Source organism: Blautia marasmi (assembly GCF_900258535.1).
GTDB classification, from domain to species: Bacteria; Bacillota; Clostridia; order Lachnospirales; family Lachnospiraceae; genus Blautia; species Blautia hominis.
In genome coordinates this window covers 3,483,887-3,505,623 of sequence record NZ_OIWX01000001.1, presented here as the reverse complement: position 1 = coordinate 3,505,623, position 21,737 = coordinate 3,483,887, and the positions used below count along the sequence as shown (strand labels likewise).

General features: G+C 44.9%; 20 protein-coding genes. 10 read left to right on the top strand and 10 right to left on the bottom strand.

The window, feature by feature from the left end:
• The first annotated feature begins 191 nt into the window (after nt 1-191).
• The gene (locus C6P39_RS15090; protein WP_104804311.1) at nt 192-2,408 is read left to right on the top strand and encodes an alpha-L-rhamnosidase; all 2,217 of its coding nucleotides are present in this window, start codon (nt 192-194) and stop codon (nt 2,406-2,408) included.
• Nucleotides 2,409-2,518: 110 nt separating this feature from the next.
• On the opposite strand, the gene C6P39_RS28185 is transcribed toward C6P39_RS15090, so the two are convergent.
• On the bottom strand, nt 2,519-2,653 hold the full coding sequence (locus tag C6P39_RS28185; RefSeq protein WP_278277974.1) for a hypothetical protein: 135 nt from the start codon (nt 2,651-2,653) through the stop codon (nt 2,519-2,521).
• A 61-nt stretch (nt 2,654-2,714) separates the two neighbouring features.
• On the opposite strand from C6P39_RS28185, the gene C6P39_RS15080 reads away from it, so the two are divergent.
• From C6P39_RS15080 to C6P39_RS15060, 5 genes are all read left to right on the top strand, one after another.
• A complete protein-coding gene (locus C6P39_RS15080) occupies nt 2,715-3,986 on the top strand; it encodes an ABC transporter permease (RefSeq protein WP_104804309.1) in 1,272 nt (423 codons plus the stop codon).
• An 11-nt stretch (nt 3,987-3,997) separates the two neighbouring features.
• The gene (locus C6P39_RS15075) at nt 3,998-5,374 is read left to right on the top strand and encodes an ABC transporter permease (RefSeq protein WP_104804308.1); all 1,377 of its coding nucleotides are present in this window, start codon (nt 3,998-4,000) and stop codon (nt 5,372-5,374) included.
• A 12-nt stretch (nt 5,375-5,386) separates the two neighbouring features.
• The gene (locus tag C6P39_RS15070; RefSeq protein WP_104804307.1) at nt 5,387-6,016 is read left to right on the top strand and encodes an ABC transporter ATP-binding protein; all 630 of its coding nucleotides are present in this window, start codon (nt 5,387-5,389) and stop codon (nt 6,014-6,016) included.
• A gap of 99 nt (nt 6,017-6,115) precedes the next feature.
• A complete protein-coding gene (locus C6P39_RS15065) occupies nt 6,116-6,796 on the top strand; it encodes a response regulator transcription factor (RefSeq protein WP_095171969.1) in 681 nt (226 codons plus the stop codon).
• Nucleotides 6,797-6,962: 166 nt separating this feature from the next.
• On the top strand, nt 6,963-8,198 hold the full coding sequence (locus tag C6P39_RS15060; RefSeq protein ID WP_158661582.1) for a sensor histidine kinase: 1,236 nt from the start codon (nt 6,963-6,965) through the stop codon (nt 8,196-8,198).
• Nucleotides 8,199-8,234: 36 nt separating this feature from the next.
• On the opposite strand, the gene C6P39_RS15055 is transcribed toward C6P39_RS15060, so the two are convergent.
• The 5 genes from C6P39_RS15055 to C6P39_RS15035 form a co-directional block, all read right to left on the bottom strand.
• Nucleotides 8,235-9,260, bottom strand: coding sequence for a LacI family DNA-binding transcriptional regulator (locus C6P39_RS15055; protein ID WP_158661581.1), 1,026 nt, complete (start codon nt 9,258-9,260; stop codon nt 8,235-8,237).
• Nucleotides 9,261-9,603: 343 nt separating this feature from the next.
• Nucleotides 9,604-11,016: an MFS transporter gene (locus C6P39_RS15050; RefSeq protein WP_104804304.1), complete on the bottom strand. Its 1,413-nt coding sequence runs from the start codon at nt 11,014-11,016 to the stop codon at nt 9,604-9,606.
• A gap of 16 nt (nt 11,017-11,032) precedes the next feature.
• A complete protein-coding gene (locus C6P39_RS15045) occupies nt 11,033-11,974 on the bottom strand; it encodes a sugar phosphate isomerase/epimerase family protein (protein ID WP_104804303.1) in 942 nt (313 codons plus the stop codon).
• A 20-nt stretch (nt 11,975-11,994) separates the two neighbouring features.
• The gene (locus tag C6P39_RS15040; RefSeq protein ID WP_104804302.1) at nt 11,995-12,915 is read right to left on the bottom strand and encodes a sugar phosphate isomerase/epimerase family protein; all 921 of its coding nucleotides are present in this window, start codon (nt 12,913-12,915) and stop codon (nt 11,995-11,997) included.
• An 85-nt stretch (nt 12,916-13,000) separates the two neighbouring features.
• Nucleotides 13,001-14,017: a Gfo/Idh/MocA family protein gene (locus tag C6P39_RS15035; protein ID WP_104804301.1), complete on the bottom strand. Its 1,017-nt coding sequence runs from the start codon at nt 14,015-14,017 to the stop codon at nt 13,001-13,003.
• Nucleotides 14,018-14,501: 484 nt separating this feature from the next.
• On the opposite strand from C6P39_RS15035, the gene C6P39_RS15030 reads away from it, so the two are divergent.
• Both C6P39_RS15030 and C6P39_RS15025 read left to right on the top strand, forming a co-directional pair.
• Nucleotides 14,502-15,089: a WHG domain-containing protein gene (locus C6P39_RS15030; protein ID WP_104804300.1), complete on the top strand. Its 588-nt coding sequence runs from the start codon at nt 14,502-14,504 to the stop codon at nt 15,087-15,089.
• Nucleotides 15,090-15,117: 28 nt separating this feature from the next.
• On the top strand, nt 15,118-15,909 hold the full coding sequence (locus C6P39_RS15025) for a class I SAM-dependent methyltransferase (protein ID WP_104804299.1): 792 nt from the start codon (nt 15,118-15,120) through the stop codon (nt 15,907-15,909).
• Nucleotides 15,910-15,970: 61 nt separating this feature from the next.
• On the opposite strand, the gene C6P39_RS15020 is transcribed toward C6P39_RS15025, so the two are convergent.
• The 3 genes from C6P39_RS15020 to C6P39_RS15010 form a co-directional block, all read right to left on the bottom strand.
• Complete coding sequence (locus C6P39_RS15020) at nt 15,971-16,396, bottom strand: EamA family transporter (protein WP_095171992.1); 426 nt, start codon at nt 16,394-16,396, stop codon at nt 15,971-15,973.
• An 83-nt stretch (nt 16,397-16,479) separates the two neighbouring features.
• A complete protein-coding gene (locus tag C6P39_RS15015; protein ID WP_104804298.1) occupies nt 16,480-17,352 on the bottom strand; it encodes a class II fructose-bisphosphate aldolase in 873 nt (290 codons plus the stop codon).
• A 3-nt stretch (nt 17,353-17,355) separates the two neighbouring features.
• The gene (locus tag C6P39_RS15010) at nt 17,356-18,486 is read right to left on the bottom strand and encodes a carbohydrate kinase family protein (protein ID WP_242987052.1); all 1,131 of its coding nucleotides are present in this window, start codon (nt 18,484-18,486) and stop codon (nt 17,356-17,358) included.
• 326 nt (nt 18,487-18,812) lie between these two features.
• Between C6P39_RS15010 and C6P39_RS15005 the strand changes: the two genes are divergently transcribed.
• Both C6P39_RS15005 and C6P39_RS15000 read left to right on the top strand, forming a co-directional pair.
• Nucleotides 18,813-19,793, top strand: a complete 981-nt coding sequence (locus C6P39_RS15005) for an AraC family transcriptional regulator (protein WP_158661580.1) — start codon at nt 18,813-18,815, stop codon at nt 19,791-19,793.
• A 75-nt stretch (nt 19,794-19,868) separates the two neighbouring features.
• Complete coding sequence (locus C6P39_RS15000; protein WP_104804295.1) at nt 19,869-20,876, top strand: choloylglycine hydrolase family protein; 1,008 nt, start codon at nt 19,869-19,871, stop codon at nt 20,874-20,876.
• A gap of 248 nt (nt 20,877-21,124) precedes the next feature.
• Here C6P39_RS15000 and C6P39_RS14995 read toward each other — a convergent pair whose 3' ends face one another.
• Complete coding sequence (locus C6P39_RS14995; protein ID WP_104804294.1) at nt 21,125-21,565, bottom strand: hypothetical protein; 441 nt, start codon at nt 21,563-21,565, stop codon at nt 21,125-21,127.
• Nucleotides 21,566-21,737 lie beyond the last annotated feature (172 nt).

The window sequence follows — 21,737 nt, the reverse complement described above, 5'->3', positions numbered from 1 at the left end:
GAGAATTCTGAACAGTTACCGTCAAGAAAAGGTAACAGTTCAAACAGGTCTGCGCATTTACTGCGCTGACCGTATGAAAAAATAGTGCCAGCAGGCATCCAGCCCATCGCGAAGCGATTTTTAATGGCTGGATGCGTAACCGTTCAGCTTGTCTGAACTGTTACAAGAAAAGAAAAACGGAGGTATTTTAAATGGAATGGTATGCAAAATGGATCAAACCACAGACGGAAACAGGTGATATCTGCCCCCTGTTCCAAAAATCTTTCTTCCTGACAAAACCGGTAAAAGCAGCAACACTTTATATAACAGCTCTCGGTACATACGAAGCGGAACTGAACAAGACCCGGGTAGGAGATTTTGTACTTGCCCCAGGGTGGACTTCTTATCAAAAACGGCTTCAGTATCAGGCTTATGACGTTACAGATCTGATAAAAGAAGACAATCAACTCTCCGTCACCGTAGGAAAAGGCTGGTACCGAAGTCCCATGCCGGGCTGGAGCAGATCATCTGTTCAGGAGGAGCTAAAAAAAAGCCCTGCGGGACTTCTCGCACAATTGGAGATCACGTATGAGGACGGTACCACGGAGTATACGGCAACGGACGAGACCTGGACGGTTACGGAGAGCCCTGTCCGCTTTTCCGAAATATACGACGGCGAGATTTATGATGCCTCCCTTGCATACGACTGTGCACCCGGATGCAGCAGCCCCCAGGGTTGTGGATGCGGCAGACCTGTATGTGAATTTGAAGGCCCGTCACATACCTTGATCCCCCAGCAGGGTGAGGAAGTCCATGAGCAGGAAAGGCTTTCTCCCATTCGGATATTTACCACACCAAAAGGCGAGACCGTGGTGGATTTCGGACAAGATATCACAGGTTATGTGGAGATCAGCCTCACAGCAAAGGCCGGAGAAAAAGTAGCGCTCTCCCATGCAGAAGTTCTGGATAAAGAAGGATGTTTTTACACAGAGAATTACCGAAGTGCCAAAGCGCAGTATTTGTATATCTGCCGTGAGGGCCTGCAGTCTTATAAGCCAAAACTTACATTCTTTGGTTTCCGCTATGTACGGATCGACCAGTATCCGGGCGGCCCTTGTGCGGCAAAACCGGAAAACTTCACAGCCGTGGTGATACATTCCGCAATGCAGCGGACCGGATATTTTAACTGCTCCAATCCCCTTTTGAATCAGCTTTTTGACAATGTCATCTGGGGGCAGAAGGGAAATTTTGTGGATGTTCCCACAGACTGTCCCCAGAGGGATGAACGTCTTGGATGGACCGGCGATGCGCAGGTGTTCATCCGCACCGCCTGCATGAATTATAACGCAGAAAAATTTTATACAAAATGGCTCGCAGATATGGCAGCAGACCAGGGTGAAGACGGAAGAGTAGGCCATGTGATCCCCGACCTGCTTTCCGAAGAACCCGCCAGCTCTGCCTGGGGTGATGCGGCAGCCATCTGCCCCTGGGAACTCTATCTGGCATACGGAAACAAGGAATTGCTGGCCTCACAGTTTACCCTTATGAAGAAATGGATCTCCTACATTTCTTCCCATACCACAACAGAATATCTGTGGACCGGAGGCACGCACTACGGAGACTGGCTTGGTCTGGATGCACCTGCGGGAAGTTATAAAGGTTCCACCCGCGAGGATTTTATCGCCTCCGCATTTTATGCATATTCCACGTGGCTGGTCATGGAAGCCGGAAAGGTACTGGGAGAAGATATCGCAGAATATGAAACGCTTTACACTGAAATCGTATCTGCTTTCCGCACTGCCTTCCCGGAATACAAAACACAGACCGAGTGTATTCTGGCCGCCCGCTTCGGCCTTGCCAACGACTGCCAGGCTGCTGCGGATCAGCTTGCCGCCATGGTCAAAGAGTGCGGGATCCAGCTCCAGACCGGTTTTGTGGGAACGCCTTATATACTGCATACCCTGAGCGAATACGGCTATTCCGACCTGGCCTACAGCCTGCTGCTGAAGGAAGACTACCCCTCCTGGCTGTATCCCGTGACCAAAGGCGCCACTACGATCTGGGAACACTGGGATGGCATTATGCCTGACGGGAATTTCTGGAGCGCGGATATGAACTCTTACAACCACTACGCTTACGGCTCTGTGGCTGACTGGATTTACAGTGTGGCCGGCGGGATCCAAAGGATTGCTGCATATCCGGGCTATGAAAAAGTCAAAATAGCCCCCACCCCGGACAAAAGGCTTGACTGGCTGTCTGTGTCCCTGGATACACGCCACGGAAAAATAGTTTCCGCCTGGAAAAAAGCGGGGGATGAGTGGCGCTATGAGATCACGACTCCGGTGGATGCGGTTGTAATGATCGCAGGGAAGGAACGGATGGTCGGCAAAGGGACCTATATATTCTATAGCGAAATAGAACAATCCTAAAAACGGATGAAATAAATTTTATCCATAACAATAAAGGCTGTGATTCCATGATCATACAAGAATGATAGGATCACAGCCTTATTTTATATGCTGCTTTCCTATACTTTGACTCATTGGCTTAATTTTCTGATCTTCTTTTCCTGCGCATCACCAATGCCGCAATTTTCGGCAATGCTGCCGGCACCAATTCTGCTGCGCAAGGCGGCGAAAATACTAAATTCATACCACTTCCATATTTTTTCCATACTTTTTCTTGTTAATATTATCCCATAATAAAAATTTGTATATGAAAGGGAGGGAGGGCCCATGAACAAAATATCGTTAGCGGCCAAATACTTAACACGCAGAAAATCACGTGCATGTTTGATTCTGATCGTGTTTCTTGTGATAAATATAATGGCATTCATTATTATTTCCATTCGGGAATCTGCCAATGACGCTTTAGCGAAGCTGGATCAAAAGCCGCTGGACTATTTCTATCTTGAATCCCAATATGAGACAGACCCGAAAACCGTGAAAGCCGAAGGAAGCAGCATCAGCTTTTTGTCCGTTCCTCATGAGATAACAGACGAAGTAATTGAAAAAATAAAGAGTATCCATGGAATAAAAGCATATGCATCCCATTATGCCTTTTTATCGGGAATGCTGTCCGATAAAAACGGCAATCCGCTGGAATTGGCTGCTTACAATATTCCGGTGAGTAAAGATGACGCTGCTTCCATAAGGGGAGTATCTGATTCTGATCTATATTTAGGCTCAACAATAAAATTAACAGCAGGCAGACACATAACGCCCGATTCTAAGCGCGAAGCAATGGTCAATGTCCAATTCGCAAAGCAAAATGATCTGAATATAGGAGATAAACTGGCAATTACAACGCCGGACCATACGCCGGGCCATACATCCGATATCGAGGTTACTCTGTCCGGCATATATGAAAATACGGATAACGTTGACGAAACTGAATTTTCTCCATCAGAATTAAGCGAAAACTTCATTTATGTGGACTACAGCACGGCACATGCTCTGGACGATAGGAACCAGGGAATCATCAGCGTAAAATTTTTTGTTGACCAGCCGGATCAGTTGGCATCCATTTACGCGCAAGCACAAAAGCTGGATATGGATTGGAACAAATATTATCTGTTTGATGAAGCGGATGCGTCTGTCATAGATGCGGATGCAGTCAAGGCCGTATCTAATCAGTTTTCAGTTTTGACTGCAGTGGTCATTCTTGCAGGATTCCTGATCATCACCTTTGTCCTAATGCTTCAAACAAAAATGCGTACAAACGAAATAGGGATCTTACTTTCACTGGGTTTTACAAAAAACCGAATCCTATTGCAGCACATTATTGAAGTCATGATTCCGGCAGGAATATCCATAGCCGCCGCATATTTTATAGGTGATCACTTAATATCCAGTGAGCGATTCCAGATAACTGTAACTCATATCCAAATGGTAACGACCTTGCAGATCATTGTTATAAATCTATGTTTGCTGATGGCATCCATATGGATATCCAGTGCCCGGCTTCTGCATACAACACCAAAAGCCATTTTTGAAAAAAACAATTGAGGAAAATATCTATGAATTTTATCCAATGTGCAAGCCGATACGTTATGAGGAAAAAAAACAGGTGTACTCTCCTAATTCTGCTGCTGACCACCGTATTTATACTGATACTGACTGTTGTTTCTATTGCCGCGCAAGCAAACACCACCATTGAACAAATGGAAAATAATTTTAACAGGGAGTTTGTCATCAACGCGTATAACGCCCCGGGAGCACTGACGCTGGACAGAATAGCCGAGATTTCAGCCAGGGATGACATCGCCGCTTACCGTTCCATCTCAAATGCTGTCCCTGTGGAATTTTTAAGCGATAACGGCACACCTCTGTCTGTGAAAACGGATGGTGATAGCTGCTTTGTCAGCCCCGGCTTTGAACACGCAGGCACGCTTGTCAGTAATGTGACGTCAGATTCCGATGAACTGTTTTCAGAGGGAACACTGACGATCCTTTCAGGCAGGCATATTACGGAAAGCGATAAAGGCAAAATCTTAATACACAAAGAATTGGCAGATAAGAATGACCTACACCTTGGCGATACCATACAGATGCATTTTTCACAGGTGATCACTCAGGACATGGAAAGTATGGGCTATGATACCAGCCATATGGACACCCATATGATACAAGGGGAAATCATTGGCATTTTTGAATCCCGTGACAACGAACAGAATACAGGACTGCATCTTTCCCACCAGCTATACGAAAATTACTGCTATATTGATTTGGAGACCTATTCTTCGGTATTTAATCCGAAATCACAACGCTTTTTCTGTCAAGCGGCTTTCAGCGCTGCTTCCTCTTCGGATTTAGCTGTTGTGACGAATGAAATCAAAAATCTGGAATGGCCTGCGGGGCAGCCGGCCGGTATTGCTTCTGATCTAGATTATTTTGCCGGTATGATCGGGTCGCTTGCTTCTCTATCAAACCTGCTTAAAATCATACTGATGGTTATTATCGTTGTATGTATCACCCTGTTATATTTCCTACTTTCCCATGGGGTAAAACAGCGAAAGCGGGAAATCGGCATTATGATGAGTTTTGGCCTATCAAAGAGCCATATTTTGATGCAGCATATGGCCGAGGTTCTGATTGCTGCCGTAATAGCCATGGTAATTGCCCTCCCTATAAGCGGAGGAATCGTACACGGGACCGGAGAGCATATTATTTCAGCAGCCGTTGATCAAAATGACGGATCAGAACTGTTGGCAACAGAGGAAACCCATGAAAGACCACGGAAGACCCAAATTGAAAATAAAGGAGCTTCTGTTTCACCGGACGCGGCAGAGATCATGCTGCTATTTGGATTCTTGCTGATCCCCGTTTCAGTTATGACAGCGGAATTTTCCGTTTTACGAAAAGAACCAAAGGAAAACTTAAAATCTATAAGTTAGGAGGATCATATAATGCTGGAATTACAAAATATCAAGTATTCATATCAACCGGAAACCACCATATTGAACGATCTAAACGCCACTTTCTGTCCGGGTCGTGTTTATGCCATAGTGGGTAGTTCGGGATGCGGAAAGTCAACATTACTTTCTATTATGGGAGGGCTGGATATGCCCGGTTCGGGGCGGGTGCTGTATAACGGAAAAACTCTGACAAAAAAAGAATTGCCTGAATATCGAAAAAAGGATGTATCTTTTATTTTTCAAAGCTACAACCTGATTGACTACCTGACAGCGGAAGAAAACCTAAAACTGGTATCTCCCCTCAGCGCCCTGCCTGTTTTAGAAAAAGTAGGCTTGAATCGTGAGATCGCCAAACGCAATGTCCTTAAGCTGTCGGGTGGGCAGCAGCAAAGAGTTGCCATAGCCCGCGCGTTAATTTCCGATTCTTCGCTGTTATTGGCGGACGAGCCTACAGGAAATCTTGACGATGAAAACGCCCGCGCGATTTTCGATCTACTCATACAATATGCGCATGGCCCGCTGCAGGGATGTGTCATTGTGGTTACGCATTCGCCCATACTTGCCCAAAAGGCTGATGTTGTATTGAAGTTGGAGGGCGGTTTACTTAGGGAAATGGTGTAACCGTATGCGTGCAGGGTTAGCAGGTTTGCCATATTATCGGTATTCTTGTATAATGATATTTGACATGGACAAAAATCAAAGGGCAAGGGGGTAAGTGGGTTGGATAAGAAAATCAAAATACTGATCGTTGAGGATGATGAAAGCATCCGTGATATATTGCTGGCATTTATACAGCAAAATGGATATCTCGTTATGTCCGCTGCCGATGGCATGGCCGGGTATGATCTATTTGTTCGGGAGGCACCCCAATTGGTGATCCTTGACATTATGATGCCCCGCATGAACGGATATGATCTGCTGAAAAAAATAAGGGAAATATCAGATACTCCAGTTATCCTGCTGACTGCTTTAGGCCGAGAACAGGAACAGGCCCGCGGATTTGACTTACTGGCGGACGATTATATTGTAAAACCCTTCTCGCATACAATTTTGATCAAACGGATAGAGGCGGTGTTGAGGCGAAACAGACCGGACACCCCGCCTGATATGATCAGGCATGGAGATGTACAATTACGGAGAAATAGCTGTGAAATACGATTCCGTGATGAACTGATCGACTTTACCCCCAAGGAATATGAATTGATCAAGTTCATGCTTGAAAATCAAGACCATGTGTTCACGCGAAACCATCTGCTGGATATCCTATGGGGGGAGGAATATTATGGGAACGAGAAAATCATCGACAATCATATCAAAAACATTAGAAAAAAACTGGATTGCGAACTTATTCAAACCGTTTGGGGGATGGGTTACAAAATCAGCAGCAAAAATACAAAGTAACCTGGGACTGAAACTATTTCTACAATTATTCACCATACTGTTTTTGATGTGCACCGGGATCGTATTACTCCTGCAATTTTACTTACCCGTTCGTTATACGGAGAAAATTCAATATGAATTAGATTCGCAGGCAATTAAATTTGTAGAGTTATTGGAAAGCAAGACATTGACGGAAATCGAAATGCAGGATCATATCCTTACGTTTTGTTTGCAGAACGGAACAGCGGCGGAATTGTTTGATAAAAACAAAAACAGCCTTTACAAAGTGGATCTCTCCCAAAGTATATTGGCGGAAAACCCGGTGTATAGCAGGGTATTGACTGCTTCCTTTATAAGCGGTGATGAAAATTATACGCTGGACATAACCATCTCCCATAATAAAGGATCAGAGGTTACAGAAGTCATAAAGGAAATGTACCCTTTGATTTTAATCATAGCTTTTATCCTTTCTGCTGTGATAGCGGTCATCTATTCAAAGCATATTGCCAAACCGATCATAGAAATAAGTAATATTGCCCGGCGAATGGAAAAGCTTGATATGACATGGAAGTGCAAGATTGACAGGACGGATGAAATTGGCGTGCTGGCGTGCAGCCTAAATAATATGGCATTACAGCTGGACAAAACGCTGAAAGAACTGGATGGCGCAAATATGAAGCTGAGATCAGATATGGAAAAAGAAAGGATGCAGGCTAAGCAGCGTTCTGACTTTTTTATGTCTATTTCACATGAGTTGAAAACACCCCTTACCATTCTGAAAGGCGAGACGGAAGGTATGCTGCAGAATCTGACGCCTTTCGACAACAGAGATAAATATCTTTTGCATTCCATGCAAGTCATAGAAACAATGGAAAAAATGATCAAAGATATTTTAGCTGCTGCGCGAACGCAGATGATCAATGATAATGGGGTCATGCGATCTGCTGACATTGGAAAAATAGTTGTGGATATCATTCAAAATCAAGATGAATTGGCAAGATCAAAAAACATCCAAATCCATATGGCACTGGAAAAAGATTTGTTTGTTATCCTCGAACAAGAGTTGTTCAACAAGGCGCTTGCCAACGTGATCAATAATGCTATCATACATTCTTCGGAGGATTCTTCTATTTATATCACAACCAAACGATCGGGAACCGAATGCATTTTGACTGTAAAAAATGTAAACAGTACCATACCGGACGATGAAATCCAGCATGTGTTTGAACCTTTCTACAAAGTTGACAAATCACGTACAGGGAACGGAACCGGCTTAGGACTGTATATTGTAAAATCGTTCTTGAAATATCACGGATTCCGGTTTGGTATTGCGAATCAGGAAAACAGCGTGATATTTACCATCGTCATGCCGTTATGCTATGACGGACCTGACCTAATGGGTGCGGATAAAAAGCAGCAGTAGCTTTCATATAGGCTATTGCTGCTTTTCCGTACACGATCATAAACTTTCCTTCACCATCACATGGATCTCCGAATACAAATGCTTCCTGTAAGGATTCCTGTCATAGATAAGCTTGTCCAGCAGGACCTCCATGCTTCTTTTCCCCTGGTCATTCAAACCGCTGCCCAGGGTCAGGGTCACCACATCTTCTCTCATAAGCTCCAGGATCTCCGGGTAATCCTCGTAGCAGATAAGGCGCACACCGCTGCAGCCGCTGGCCTTCAGTTCCTCACCTGCTGCCCGGACACATCCGCAGGTGATCAATATACCGTCTATGTTCTTTTCCTCCTGCAGGATCCTCCGCATCTCCCGCCGCATAATCGCCGGGTCCTCTTTCGTTGTGACGCTGGGGAGCATCTGAATTTTGGGATACGCCTCTGTGATGACTGTGCGGAACCCGCCCTCCCGGGTACCAAAGGGGAAGGATTGATGCTCGTCCCCATCGCTGGTTATGACTACGGTCTTACCTTTTCCATTCAGAAATTCTCCCATAAATCTTGCTGCCACTTTTCCCGCTTTGTAGCCATCCTGTCCGATAAAGCAAAAACGCTTGCTGCCTTTGATATCTGAGTTGACCGTTACCACAGGAATTCGCTCCTCTGTGCAGCGGTCAATCGCTCCCACAATCTCATGCGCGTTGATAGGGCTTAAAATGATACCGTCCACTTTCTCCTCACGGTATTTGTCCAGCAGATCTGCCTGCTTCTGCACATCGGAATAAGCAATCACCTGGAATTCCAACTCTATCTGAAAGGAATTATATTCCTTCAGTTTCTCCTCTATTCCTTCCCTGATGTAAGGAAGCGCATCCACCTTTAAGAGCAGCACCGCAATACGCAGCTCCCTGTTCTGCATTTTCAACGCTTTTCCTATAGGGTTTGCCTCATAATTGCATTCATCTATAATCTCCTGTACCTTTTTGCGCACATCATCACTCACGCCTGGCCTTTTATGAAGTACCTTATCAACCGTAGAACGATGTACTCCCGCCATCTCTGCTATCTGCTTAATTGTCACTCCCACTTTATCAACCCCTTTCCTGTCTGATTCCAGGAGCGTGCAGACTGTGGGGATAAATTTCAAACACACTCTGGAGAGAACGAACTCTTAGGCTAAGTATACCTCATTATCGGGGCGATGAAAAGAGAAAAATGGCATGTCACAGGCTCGTTATCTGAGACATGTTACTGTACACTCCGTGTCCAGTAACACGCTTCGCGATGCACAGATATGGAGCATTCTGCCCCATATCGCGCTGGCTGCCTCAGGATTTCATGCTTTCGGCATGAAAACGCCTCCCGGTACAGTGGCCTGTGTACAGTAACTGAGACATACCATTTTATTGCTGCTTCTTTTTCTTCCTAATTTATTTTTCTGCCTTTTTCTTCAAATCAATCTGCGCTTCTCTTTCCAGAAGTTCTTTCATGACAGTGGGATATTCTTTATCCAGGTGATAGAACAACAGCAATACTATCATGATCACACCCAGAATCGTCACACCATAAATAAACAGGTTCGATATGGTATTCAGCGCCTGTGCTGACTGGGTTCCCAGGTCACCGTTATATTGGTTTGCCTCCATAATAAAACCAATCAGTGCGGAACCGATACCCTGGCCGAATTTCTGCCCGGATGTGGCTGCGGACTGGATGGCACCTGCTGTCCGAAGACCCGTCTTCCACTGTCCGTATTCTATGGCATCTGCGATCATCGTAAAGATCATTCCCAGAATAGGCGTCATACCGATGCCACGGAGCAGGCCGCCGAAGGTAACAACCGCAATGCTGGTGGGATCCACCAGAAGAACCAGAGAACCGGCAATGATAAAGAGTGCTCCCAGGATACACCAGTTTCTTTTGCTTGTCAGGTGCATCACCTTACCCAAAAGCAGTGTCGCCACTATGGTAATACCGAAACAGGCTGTATTTACATTTCCGATAATTTTTGTATCCCCTACGATCCATTTACAGTAGTAGGTGGCCATAGTACCTGCGAAGGTCTGGTACATAGCGAAAAATACAAAGAACAGAAACAACATGATAAAGTATTTATTTTTAAACAGGGCAGGCAGAGCTTTTTTCAGCGGAATCTGTTCACCGCCCATCTCGTCTTTTACTACCACTCTCTCACGGACTGTGGCAAAACAGAACAGCATCAGGGCTGCTGCACCAACTGCGTAGACTGCTGTCAGGATGATCCAGTTTCTCTGGGAATCCATGCCGCCGCCTGGCATCATATCCAGAATCCTTGTAAAGAGAAGTGTAACAAGAATATTTCCGATAGGGCTCATTGCCATACGGATAATATTGATCTTTGCTCTCTCATTCTGGTCACGTGTCATATAAGTCATAGTTGTGGCAAACGGAAGCTGGAACAGGGTGTAAACCACTGTCAGCATCAGGTTATATGTAATGAAAATGTAGATAGCCTGCGCCATAGCTCCAATCTGAGGCACAGTTATCAGAAGCACTGCTGCAATGGCATATGGAACGGACATGCGCAGCATCCAGACACGGGCGCGTCCATACTTGGAACGTGTCCTGTCAATGATAAATCCGGCTGCTATGTCCGATACTCCGTTGAATACCTGGGAGATAGCAATGATCATACCGATTACGGCTGCAGAAACATGGGCTACGTCTGTATAGAACATGACGAGAAGGCTTGTTGCAATGGTAAATACAATATTCGTGGAGATTTCACCACAGCCATACGCAAATTTTTCAAATCCTGTTACCCTGTCTTTCTGTACCAGTTTGTTAAATCCGTTGAGATTCATCCGGGCACCTCTTTCCTTATTTACTTATTGTCTGATTCAGAGCGTCAATGGAAGTGTTCAGGCCAGCCTCCACACTCATGGTCAGATCTTCCATTTCCAGGGAAACATATCCATCATATCCCATCATGTGGCATACCGAGAAGAATTCTTTCCACCACTGCAGATCTTTGCCGCATCCCACTGCCACATAGTTCCATGTTCTGTTTTCACAGTCTGTTACCGGTTTTGACTCCGGAAGCCCGTTCACATCGCACAGGCCCCTCTCAATACGGGCATCCTTGCCGTGAATGTGATACAGTGCACCTTTTAATGCTCTTGCCGCTGCAATGGGGTCTGCGCCCATGACCATAAGATGGGAGGGGTCCAGATTCATTCCGATCATAGGGTCCACTGCATTTCGCAGTTTCCATAGGGTTTCCGGATTGTATACAAGCTGACAAGGGAATTCTTCAATGGCAATCTGCTCCACACCGTTTTCCTTACAGTGCGCCACAAATTTTTTCCACCAGGGGATTGCCACATCCTCCCACTGGTATCTCACTGTCTCCACCATGTAATCCGGCCATGAAACTGTGGAAGTGATCCAGTTTGGAGTTTTGTCATCCGGTCCGCCTGCAGGAAGTCCTGACATCATGACCAGTTTCTTCACACCCAGCCTGCCAGCCAGTACCGCAGTATCGTAGATTGTCTTTGTGTGAAGTTCTCCCATATCACCGGGGCACAGGGGATTACCGGAACAGTTCAGTGCTGCAATTTCCATACCTCTGTTATCAATCTCCGCTTTATACGCTTTTAATTTTCCTTCATCTGCCAAAAGTTCCTGTGTGGGGACATGCTTACAGCCGCCCCAGCCTCCTGCTGTCATTTCCACTGCATCTATACCTAATGATTTTACCTTATCCAGCATAACAGTAAAAGATAAATCGCCTAAAACATCTGTACAAAGGGATAATTTCATGATCTATACCTCTCTCTTTCTTATTTTCCTAAAAGTTCTTTCTCTATCCGCTCTCTGGCCTCCGGTGCCTGTTTGTCCATTTTCTCCGGGAACCCGAACATGGAAACACAGGCTATATTATCGCCGCCTGCTTTCGGCGCATTTTCTTTCCGCTGTTTATCTGCAAAATCCATATGACGCAGGGTTTCAAAAATACCTTCAAAATCCACATCCCCTTCCCCCATTGCCAGGTGCTGGTGAATGGTCACATCTGCTTTGCCCCGGCCGTTCAGCCACGGGGGATTGGCAATGTAACGGCAGTCCAGAGTCTGATTAAAGGTATCCGCAAACAGTACGTGTGTCAGCTCGTCACCTGCATATCTTAACATGGAACGCACATCTCCCTTGCCCTCGTCATAGAAAAAGCCGTGAGGGGAGGAGTACACATACCCAAGATTCTTTGAGCGGAAGGATTTTACCAGGTCGCAGGTCTCGTTATTCAGCTCACAGAAATCATAAGGATGGGATTGGATCTCCACACGGATGCCTTCCCTTTCTATAACAGGAAGAAGTTCTTCCATGGATCTGAACCACATGCCATTACAGATTTCCTGCTGGTTAGGGTCTCCGGACAACTCCGTATTGATGACCGTTACCCCCATATCCACTGCGATCTCTATCATGCGTTTCCAGTTGGCAACCGCAAATCGTCTCTGCTCCTCTGTGGGGCCTGACCAACGGTACACAACGATAAAAGATGAGATCTCCACCCCGGTCTCCCTCAGGGCTTTTCTGTATTCCTTCTCACATTCCTCTGAGAATAAGGGGTGTTTATAAAAGGGGTTGATCCTCGGATGGGGGGATTGTTCAATGTATTTGTATCCCCAGTCAGCTACCTGATGGACCATGCGGTTGATGTCCATCTGTTTTGCCAGAACATCCACATCAAATGCTATTTTCATGGTATGTATCCTCCTTACTAAATTAAGAGCTCGTGCTCTTTTTGGGGTATTAAAATTCTTCTCTTTAATTGTATAGGCTCTTGAATCACCGTTTGTAAAACTCCGGCATTTCATCAAAGATGATCTCCACGACTTTTTTCTCATCACGGGCTTTGGATGCTGCTTTTGCTGTCACCTGCCCTACATATCCGTCCCAGGCTGTGGGGCCGTCCACTCTGCCTGCTTTTGTGGCGTCGATCCATTCCTGGATTTCCGTATTATAAGCGTCTACAAATCTGGTGGACCAGTCACTGTGGATGGCGTGACCTCTTGTGGCATTAGCACATACTTCAATGTTGGATGGCTCAGGCAGGTTCAGAATGGCATCCTCGCATACCACCTCACATTTGATATCATAGCAGTGTCCTGTGTTCACAAAGGCTTCCACATCAATGCGGACACCTGATTTTGTTGTCAGGATCATGATCTGAGGGTCCATAAGGTTCGCATGGGTCCTGCGGGTGTTCTTAGCAAATACCACCTCTGCGGTTGCATAGTCCTCATTCAGCAGCCAGCGCAGGACATCTATTTCATGGATCATGGAATTTTCAACTGCCATAGGTGTGTCGTAGCTCTCGTCCACTGCCGGATTTCTGTGTGCGCAGTGCAGCATCAGGGGTTCCCCGTAGGTACGGTTCTCAATTGCAGCTTTCAACTGACGGTATCCTGTATCATATCTCCTCATAAACCCAACCTGCACTAGCTGCTTCCCTCCTGCGGCTTCCGCTTCCACGATCCTCTTGCAGGCTTCTGCCTCAGGTGCCAGTGGTTTCTCACAGAATACATATTTTCCTGCTTTGATGGCTGCCATTACATACTGCTCATGATATGGGTCAATAGTGGTGACAATCACTGCATCAATGTCGTCTGATGCTATCATCTCTTCTCCGTCGGCATAGAATTTGCAGCCGTATTTTTCCGCTACGGATTTTCCGAAATCCACATTCACGTCTGCGCAGGCTACAACTTTAGCCCCCTGCAGTTTGTTGTTGATCCTCTCAATATGTGTTCTTCCGATTGCTCCTGTACCTACAACGCCAACTTTTAAATCTTTACCAGCCATATCTTATCTCCTTTTCTTCATTCCTGAATGTTTTGTTTTTTGCCTTCAAGAGCTCGTGCTCGTAACTCTGTAAAAAAGATTGCGGCCCTCACCGCAGGTTTCTCATCTTTTGTGATATTGTTTTATTTTTTTCTGTTGTCCTTGCAACGAGCTCGTGCTCTTTTCGATGACTTAATAGTACAACTTTCTTTCTTCTATGTCTATTGACATAATTACCCAATATTAAAATGGCTTTTTATGCATTTTTCACAATTTCCCTGCTTCCACTTGTATTTCAAACCAGTGCCCATCCGGTCAAAACTGTCCAGTCCGGGCTATATTTCATCAGCCTTTAAAACGAAAGCGGGAAACCGAGTCATTGTTTGACTGACGGATAACAACACAGCAAATGATAAAACGCATGCTTGACATATCTTATTTAATATGCAACAATAGTTGTGTAACATCAGTTACCCATCGTACCCCTGACAGGAAGGAAACTTATATGCCGCCTAAAGCAAAGATAAACAAAGAAATGATTTTGAATATTGTCCTGACTATTACAAGAGAAACAGGATTTCATACTGTAAATGCAAGAAGTATTGCAAACAAATTACAATGTTCTACCCGCCCAATCTTTACTTGTTATGAAAACATGGAGGAATTGAAAAGCGAATTTCTTCCCTTTGCGTATGAATACTACCTGCAGTATGTGGATGAATACAGCAATTCTGAAAATATCAGTCCCTATTTGCTCCTTCCCCTCTCTTACATTGCATTTGCGCAGGAAGAAACACATTTATTTAAGCTGCTGTTTGTAAACGATATGGATTTGAACATGGCTGAGACAACGGATTTTTACAAAGAACCGGACAATGAAAAAAGGGCCAGATCATTCTCAGATGCTGTTGGAATAGGATTAGAACGAGCAAAGGTAATATTTTTAGACTTGTTCCTTTATACTCATGGCATAGCGGTCTTAACAGCCACTAAAAAAATAGCATTAGACAGAAACAGTATTGAAAAAATGGTGACAAATATATTATCTGCTTTTATAAAACAGGAAAAACCGGATTGGAATTTGACCGATTAATATTTTCCATTGACAGAAAGGGGACATTATGAATACAAACCAATATTTAATTGATTTTTACAATACTTACAATGAGGACAGCAGGCTGACCTTAAGGCACGGCTCAGTTGAATTCCTTACTACTATGCATTATATTGCCAGATATATGAAACCCGGGGACCGTGTGCTTGAAATCGGTACCGGAACCGGCCGGTATTCCCACGCGCTGGCCCGTCAGGGATATACGGTAGATGCGGTAGAGCTGGTGGAACATAATATAACCGTTTTCCGCCAAAACACGCAGTCAAACGAAAATATAACCATCACCCAGGGGAACGCTTTGGATCTATCTGCCTTCCCGGATCAAAAATATGACATTACCCTTTTATTAGGTCCCCTGTACCATCTCTATCATACGGAAGATAAAAAACAGGCGCTGCGCGAGGCGATTCGTGTAACAAAACAGGGAGGCATAATTTTTGCCGCCTACGTCATATCCGATGGCTGTCTCATGGACGAAGGATTTCATCGGGGCAATATCAGTGTCTCCGAATATATAGAAAAAGGCCTGCTTGACGCCCGGACATTTGCCGCCAATTCCAATCCAGAGAATGTTTTTGAACTTGTCCGAAAGGAAGACATTGATGATCTGATGTCTGCATTTCCCGTAACCCGGCTCCATTACGCGGCAACAGACGGCTGCGCCTTATTTATGCGCGAAGCAATCGACAAGATGGACCAAGATACCTTTGAACTGTTCTTGAAATACCACTTTGCCACTTGTGAGCGGGAAGATTTATTGGGTATTACAAGCCACGCTATTGACATATTCAGAAAATGAGCATCCCAGAGACAAAAATTCTTCCGGCCAAACAAAAGCTAAATGTGAGGATCCAGGCTGCTTATGTATTAAGTAAAAGCAGCCCGCCAAGGCACAGCATGATCCCGCATATCTGTTTAAAAGTTATCAGTTCCTTATAAAAGATCACACCCACAATGATCAAAATAACCGCAAGCCCAATATTGGCCACCAGGGAGCCAACACTGACCTTCCATCCGGCTCTGTATATGGCAATATAACCAAATTCCAGTGCAACCACAGATGCGCCCAGGACTACGGAGGCCCAATTCAGTTTTCTTAATTCAGTAAGATATGCTTTTTCGGATGATGTAAATAAAAACATCACAATGGACAGGAACGCCCCTACCAAATAAGTCACGGAAAGTGAGACAAATGCATTTGCCTCTGCCGGGGTTGATTTTGCACAGATATTATAGACCGTATTTGAGCCAATCACCAAAAGAATCGGCCAGATGTAATTCCACATACTTTTCCTCCTTATAAACAAAAAAAGCCGCAAACTAAATGACCTTAGTTTGCGGTAGGTGTCCACCCAATTTTTATTTTACGTCATATACTTATATCCGTCAATGCCTTATATTCTGAACCAAAAATCCGTATTTTTGCTTTTACTGCCTCCGCCACTGCCTCCACCTGACAGGGGATCATATCTGTCAGACAGTTTTTGCCTTCCCTGATAGCATGTTCTGCCGCTTTGCCTGCAGCCTCATTGATGTCAGTAAAAATATTCACTTTGCTGATCCCGCAGGCAATGGACCTTCTAAAATCTTCTTCTGAAAGCCCGGAACCTCCGTGGAGTACCAGGGGGACATGCACCATTTCTGCTATTCTCTTTATCCTGTCAAAATCCAGTTTCGGTTTGAATTTATAAGCACCGTGAGCGGTTCCCACAGCGATAGCCAGGGCATCTGCCTGTGTTTTTTCTGCAAACTCTTTTGCCTGCGCGGGGTCTGTGTAATATGATTCCGGTACATCTGCACCATTATGGGCAGTCTGTTCCTCATTGTCTCCCACATGTCCCAATTCTGCCTCCACCGTTGCCCCGAAACAATGTGCGATCCTCACCAGCTCACGGACTTTTCTCACATTTTCTTCGTAACTGTCCGTGGAACAGTCATACATAATAGAGGTAAATCCCAGCTTCAGCGCCTCCATACATTTTTCAAAAGTAAGACCATGGTCATAGTGGACCACCACAGGAACGGATGCTTTTTTTGCCATGGGGACAAGCAGTCCCGCCAAATCCTCCAGCGGTCCGCAGGGTAGTAAAATCTCCGCTGTTCCGATAATGACCGGGGATTTAAGTTCTTCCGCTGCTTTTAACACACCTCTTGCAAGTTCCAGATTCACGGTATTGAACAGACCAACTCCATAGCCTTTTTTTCTGGCCGGCAGCAGCACATCATTCAGGTTTACTAACATTTTTTACACTCCTTCTCTCTTTTTCCATCCGTTTTTAATTTTCTCTTCCAGTTCCTCCAGGGGGCGGATGCCGCTCAGCGCGTCATATGCTTCCACACAGGACGCCCCCTCAGCGGCAGCCAGGCGGACACACATTTCAAAAGGATACCCTCTCAGCATGGCTGTCAGAAATGCGGCGATGGTGGTGTCGCCCGCTCCTGTTCCTGACAATACTTTCCCGGGCCGGTAACTGGCCTCAAATCCTTCCCTGTCTGACCATTCTTCTGCGGAAATCCCCAATTTTGCCTCCAGATCCCCCAGCCCATGTCCTTCTGCCGTCCTGTAATATAAACCGGGTGCCCCGCATTTCAGCAAAAGGACCTTTGCCCCAAACTCCATACACTGCTCTGCCAAAGGCCGGATATCTTTCTGTACATCCAGAATAAACGAAATGTCTTCATCCCCTGCCCTGCGCTTCCAGTCCTCATATCTTCTTCTGTCCAGCATGAAACAGAGTTCTTCTATACTTGGTACAAAGAAATCCACATAAGGGAGCACACTTTTTAAGATCCCTTCCCAGTCAGCCTTTCCTGCCGTAGAGTCTCCATCCACAAAAGCCAGGTCAAGGGAGGTTGCTGTTCCTTGGGACTTCATATATTTCATCATACGCACCAGTTCACTTCCGGTATTTTCGTACATTTTCTTCATCAGGGGAGGATAGCCAAAATGAAACAGGTCCGCGCCGCAAAGCTTCTCTTTCGGCAAATCCTCAAAGCAGAAGGTGTCATTACATCCGGAATCATGAAGAAATATCCTGTCTATCCCCGGAACCGCAAGCACCACGGAATAAGATGTATTCTGCCCCTCCTGAACAATGATCCCGGAATCTGCACCCCGGGCAGCATAGATATCGGAAAGGATCTTACCGAATTTATCATTTCCGGTCTTTGTCATGAGGCAGACATCAACTCCCAGCATTTTCATAGCCAGCCCCGTGTTGGAGACCGCTCCGCCCGCATGAATATCTACACCTTCCATCTGTATCAGCCTTCCCGGCGAGAGAATTTCCCCCAGTTTTGATACCTGCTGCCCCTGCGGAAAGAGGGGCGTTATATCCAGGCAGGAATGTCCCGCTACGATCACCTTTTTTCCCATATGATCACCTGTCTTCCTTTTTTTCTTACCGTCTTCAGAACACGGAAAAATCTTGCTCTGTTTTCCTTTCAGTTTAGCCGATTTCCAGTGAAACTGCATTTCCATATTTGTGATAACCGGGCGATAATCTTGCGTTTTGTCCTTTGTTTGTCTAAAAGCTGAAAATACCTCTATATTGTAAAGTTTTTCTTGTAATTGGTACGATTTATTTGTTTATATTTAATGATTATTTTGTTATTATGCAGATAATTTTGAGATTGTTCTTGTCTGATCTATCCGATGATATTAGAATAGAGTTAGAAAATAAAAAGAAAGCAGTGACAGAAATGGAAAAAGAATTTGAACTGGTTGCCCACCCGCAGATACATGCGTTCCGTGCCCTATTGGTACGCCTCTTTTCCCGTGCTCCCCATACCCACAGGGAGATGGAAATAGGGCTTGTTCTTGACGGAAATCCGCAGCTCACCGTCAATGGAACTATACGGAACCTGCAAAGCGGTGACATATATCTGTTGAATCCCATGGAACTGCATGAAATACATGGACAGAGCGGCGGTGCGCTGATACTGGCCATACAAATGTCACGGCAGCTTGTCACCTCTTATTTCCAGCACGACGAGAATACCTGCTTCATTGAAAACAGTGTCCGTTCCTTTTTCTCTCAGCATGAGACCCGTTATGAGATCATGAAGGGTCTGCTGATCGAGCTTGCATATAATTATTTCGGACAATTTGCCAACTATGAGTATAAATGCATGAGTCTTCTGAACATGATCCTATATGCGCTTCACACTTATGTTCCCAAGAAGACATACACAGATGCAGAGATCACCACTCGCAGGCACAGACAGGAGCGCATGAGCCGTATCACGGATCATATAGAAAAAAATTTCAGACAGAAACTATTGCTGAGGGATATTGCTGCCCATGAAAATCTGTCTCTCACCTATCTCTCACACCTGTTTCGCGACGAACTGGACCTGTCTTTTCAGGAATATCTGAACCTGAAACGGTTTGAATACGCCTGCCGTCTTCTGCAGCATACCGATAAGAAAGTGCTTACCATCAGCATTGAAAGCGGGTTTTCGGATGTGAGGTACCTGAATCAGCTATGCCAGAAGTATTATGGCTGCCCGGCCTCCGAACTGCGCGGAAAAACAAGGCTGACGGCCGCTGCGGACAGGCAGGTATCCTCCAATACACAGAATATTTTCACGCCCGGAGACAGTATACTGCTTCTGCATACACTGCGTGAAAACTATCAGGATAAATACAGCAGTTACACTATATGGGAATTTTACCGGTGAGTTTCCGGTATGCCCCGGGAAAAGTCGGAATATACATAATCATATCCTTCACAAAGCAGAGCAAAGGAGACAGCTATGTGCACTGCATTATATATACAATCACCTCAGAAAGACGCTTTTTTCGGGCGAACCATGGATTTTTCTTATCCACTCAGCCCGGAAATGTATTTCATACCGAAGGGCTATACATGGAACAATCTTATGAAAACCCACAAAATCCACAATCAGTATCGTATCATGGGCATTGGACAGAATATTTCACCTGTAATCTTGGCAGATGGGGTCAATGAAAAAGGATTTGCTGCGGCAGCGCTGTATTTTCCGGGATATGCGCAATACGATCCTATTGTTTCGCAAGATGCTCCCCGTATCTCAATTGCAGCTCTCGAACTGGTGAATCTTTTGCTTGGTCAGTGTGATTCCGTATCCGGAGCTGTCTCCATGCTACGGATGATTCGGATTGTGGGGGTAAAAGATTCCGTTACAGATTCTGTTGCCCCGCTTCACTGGATTCTTGCTGATAAAAGCGGTAAATGCATGGTAGTAGAAAAGACTGCAGACGGACTGCATCTGTATAACAATCCAATCGGTGTCTTTGCCAACAGCCCTGACTTCCAGTGGCATATGACAAATCTGCGGAATTATATGAATGTCACACCGCCCCAGAAACAAAATGCTGAGTGGAATGATGTAAAACTAACCCCTTTTGGCCAGGGTACCGGCACCTTTGGTCTTCCCGGAGATTACACACCTCCGTCCAGATTTGTCAGAACTGCCTTCCAAAAAAGCCATGCCATGCTCCCTGACAAAAAGGAAGAGGCTTTGCTTACCTGTTTTCATTTAATGGAGAGTGTCAGCATTCCCAAGGGAGTTGTTATGACAGACAAAGGAACGGCGGATTTTACGCAATATACGGCTTTCATTGACCTCTCGGAAACCCGGTATTATTTCAGAACTTATGATAACAGCCAGATTGCCGCAGTTAAATTGCCTGCGCAATGTGATTGTACTTCAAAGATACTTTCTCTGGGAAAATTGGCAAGACCACTTATCTTTGACAGTTTGAAGAATACAGCTAACTAGCAAAGCAAATTCTGACTGTCATTTCTTTATCCGCAGCAAACCTACCGTCACAGCCTCCCATATAAAGTACAACACATGCGATTCAGACATTCTATCACCACACCTCAGTTTTTCTATAGCGTATCTGAAGATTAAATTCCGCAAGATGTGCGGTACCATTTATAGGAGACTTTCCCCGAAAGAAGGCGGTGTCAAAATATGCCTCAAAATGGGCCGGCAGTTTGCGGAACTTCATTTTCAGACCCATTTTATTCTAAACTATTGAAATTAACATATTCTCTCCAAACTGCCCTCTCGTTCATCAGTCTATATTTTTTATCGTTTATATCAAAAAATTGGCCGGGTGAAATAGAAATATCAGTACCATCTTTTAATTTTATATCATAGTGGGACGAAGCACCATCTGAAATGCTGTTACTCGTAGTGGGCAATAATTTCGTCTTATGCAGTAAAGCAACAAATCTCCTGATCTCCTCTTCATTAAACTCATGTTCCGAGGTATTATCGGGCGGAGCCCCGCCTGTATAGCTGTACAGATATATACTTTCGACCTCATCTGCCTGAATACTATGGACCACTCTTTCTCCTCTTTTGAGAAGTCCAAAATATATAACTGCAGCTATCCCGGCTAAAATAATAATAATGTATAGATTTGATTTATTCCTTTTTATGAACCCCTTTTTAATCAAAGTATCCCCCCATCTTTACTTTCACCCTTATTTTAATTCAATTATACACTATATTCACTGTACCGGGTCAAAGAATTATTACTGCAGATGAACTTACAGAGGATTTGCCACACTATTCACATATCTGCTATTCTGCAAAGTGTTTTCATGGAGGATACATTAAAATCCCCAT

Bases quoted from the DNA above. Each gene is read 5' to 3' on its own strand.
- C6P39_RS15090 (WP_104804311.1), top strand. From the start codon at position 192: ATGGAATGGTATGCAAAATGGATCAAACCACAGACGGAAACAGGTGAT.
- C6P39_RS28185 (WP_278277974.1), bottom strand. From the start codon at position 2,653: ATGGAAAAAATATGGAAGTGGTATGAATTTAGTATTTTCGCCGCCTTG.
- C6P39_RS15080 (WP_104804309.1), top strand. From the start codon at position 2,715: ATGAACAAAATATCGTTAGCGGCCAAATACTTAACACGCAGAAAATCA.
- C6P39_RS15075 (WP_104804308.1), top strand. From the start codon at position 3,998: ATGAATTTTATCCAATGTGCAAGCCGATACGTTATGAGGAAAAAAAAC.
- C6P39_RS15070 (WP_104804307.1), top strand. From the start codon at position 5,387: ATGCTGGAATTACAAAATATCAAGTATTCATATCAACCGGAAACCACC.
- C6P39_RS15050 (WP_104804304.1), bottom strand. From the start codon at position 11,016: ATGAATCTCAACGGATTTAACAAACTGGTACAGAAAGACAGGGTAACA.
- C6P39_RS15045 (WP_104804303.1), bottom strand. From the start codon at position 11,974: ATGAAATTATCCCTTTGTACAGATGTTTTAGGCGATTTATCTTTTACT.
- C6P39_RS15040 (WP_104804302.1), bottom strand. From the start codon at position 12,915: ATGAAAATAGCATTTGATGTGGATGTTCTGGCAAAACAGATGGACATC.
- C6P39_RS15035 (WP_104804301.1), bottom strand. From the start codon at position 14,017: ATGGCTGGTAAAGATTTAAAAGTTGGCGTTGTAGGTACAGGAGCAATC.
- C6P39_RS15030 (WP_104804300.1), top strand. From the start codon at position 14,502: ATGCCGCCTAAAGCAAAGATAAACAAAGAAATGATTTTGAATATTGTC.
- C6P39_RS15025 (WP_104804299.1), top strand. From the start codon at position 15,118: ATGAATACAAACCAATATTTAATTGATTTTTACAATACTTACAATGAG.
- C6P39_RS15020 (WP_095171992.1), bottom strand. From the start codon at position 16,396: ATGTGGAATTACATCTGGCCGATTCTTTTGGTGATTGGCTCAAATACG.
- C6P39_RS15015 (WP_104804298.1), bottom strand. From the start codon at position 17,352: ATGTTAGTAAACCTGAATGATGTGCTGCTGCCGGCCAGAAAAAAAGGC.
- C6P39_RS15010 (WP_242987052.1), bottom strand. From the start codon at position 18,486: ATGGGAAAAAAGGTGATCGTAGCGGGACATTCCTGCCTGGATATAACG.
- C6P39_RS15005 (WP_158661580.1), top strand. From the start codon at position 18,813: ATGGAAAAAGAATTTGAACTGGTTGCCCACCCGCAGATACATGCGTTC.
- C6P39_RS15000 (WP_104804295.1), top strand. From the start codon at position 19,869: ATGTGCACTGCATTATATATACAATCACCTCAGAAAGACGCTTTTTTC.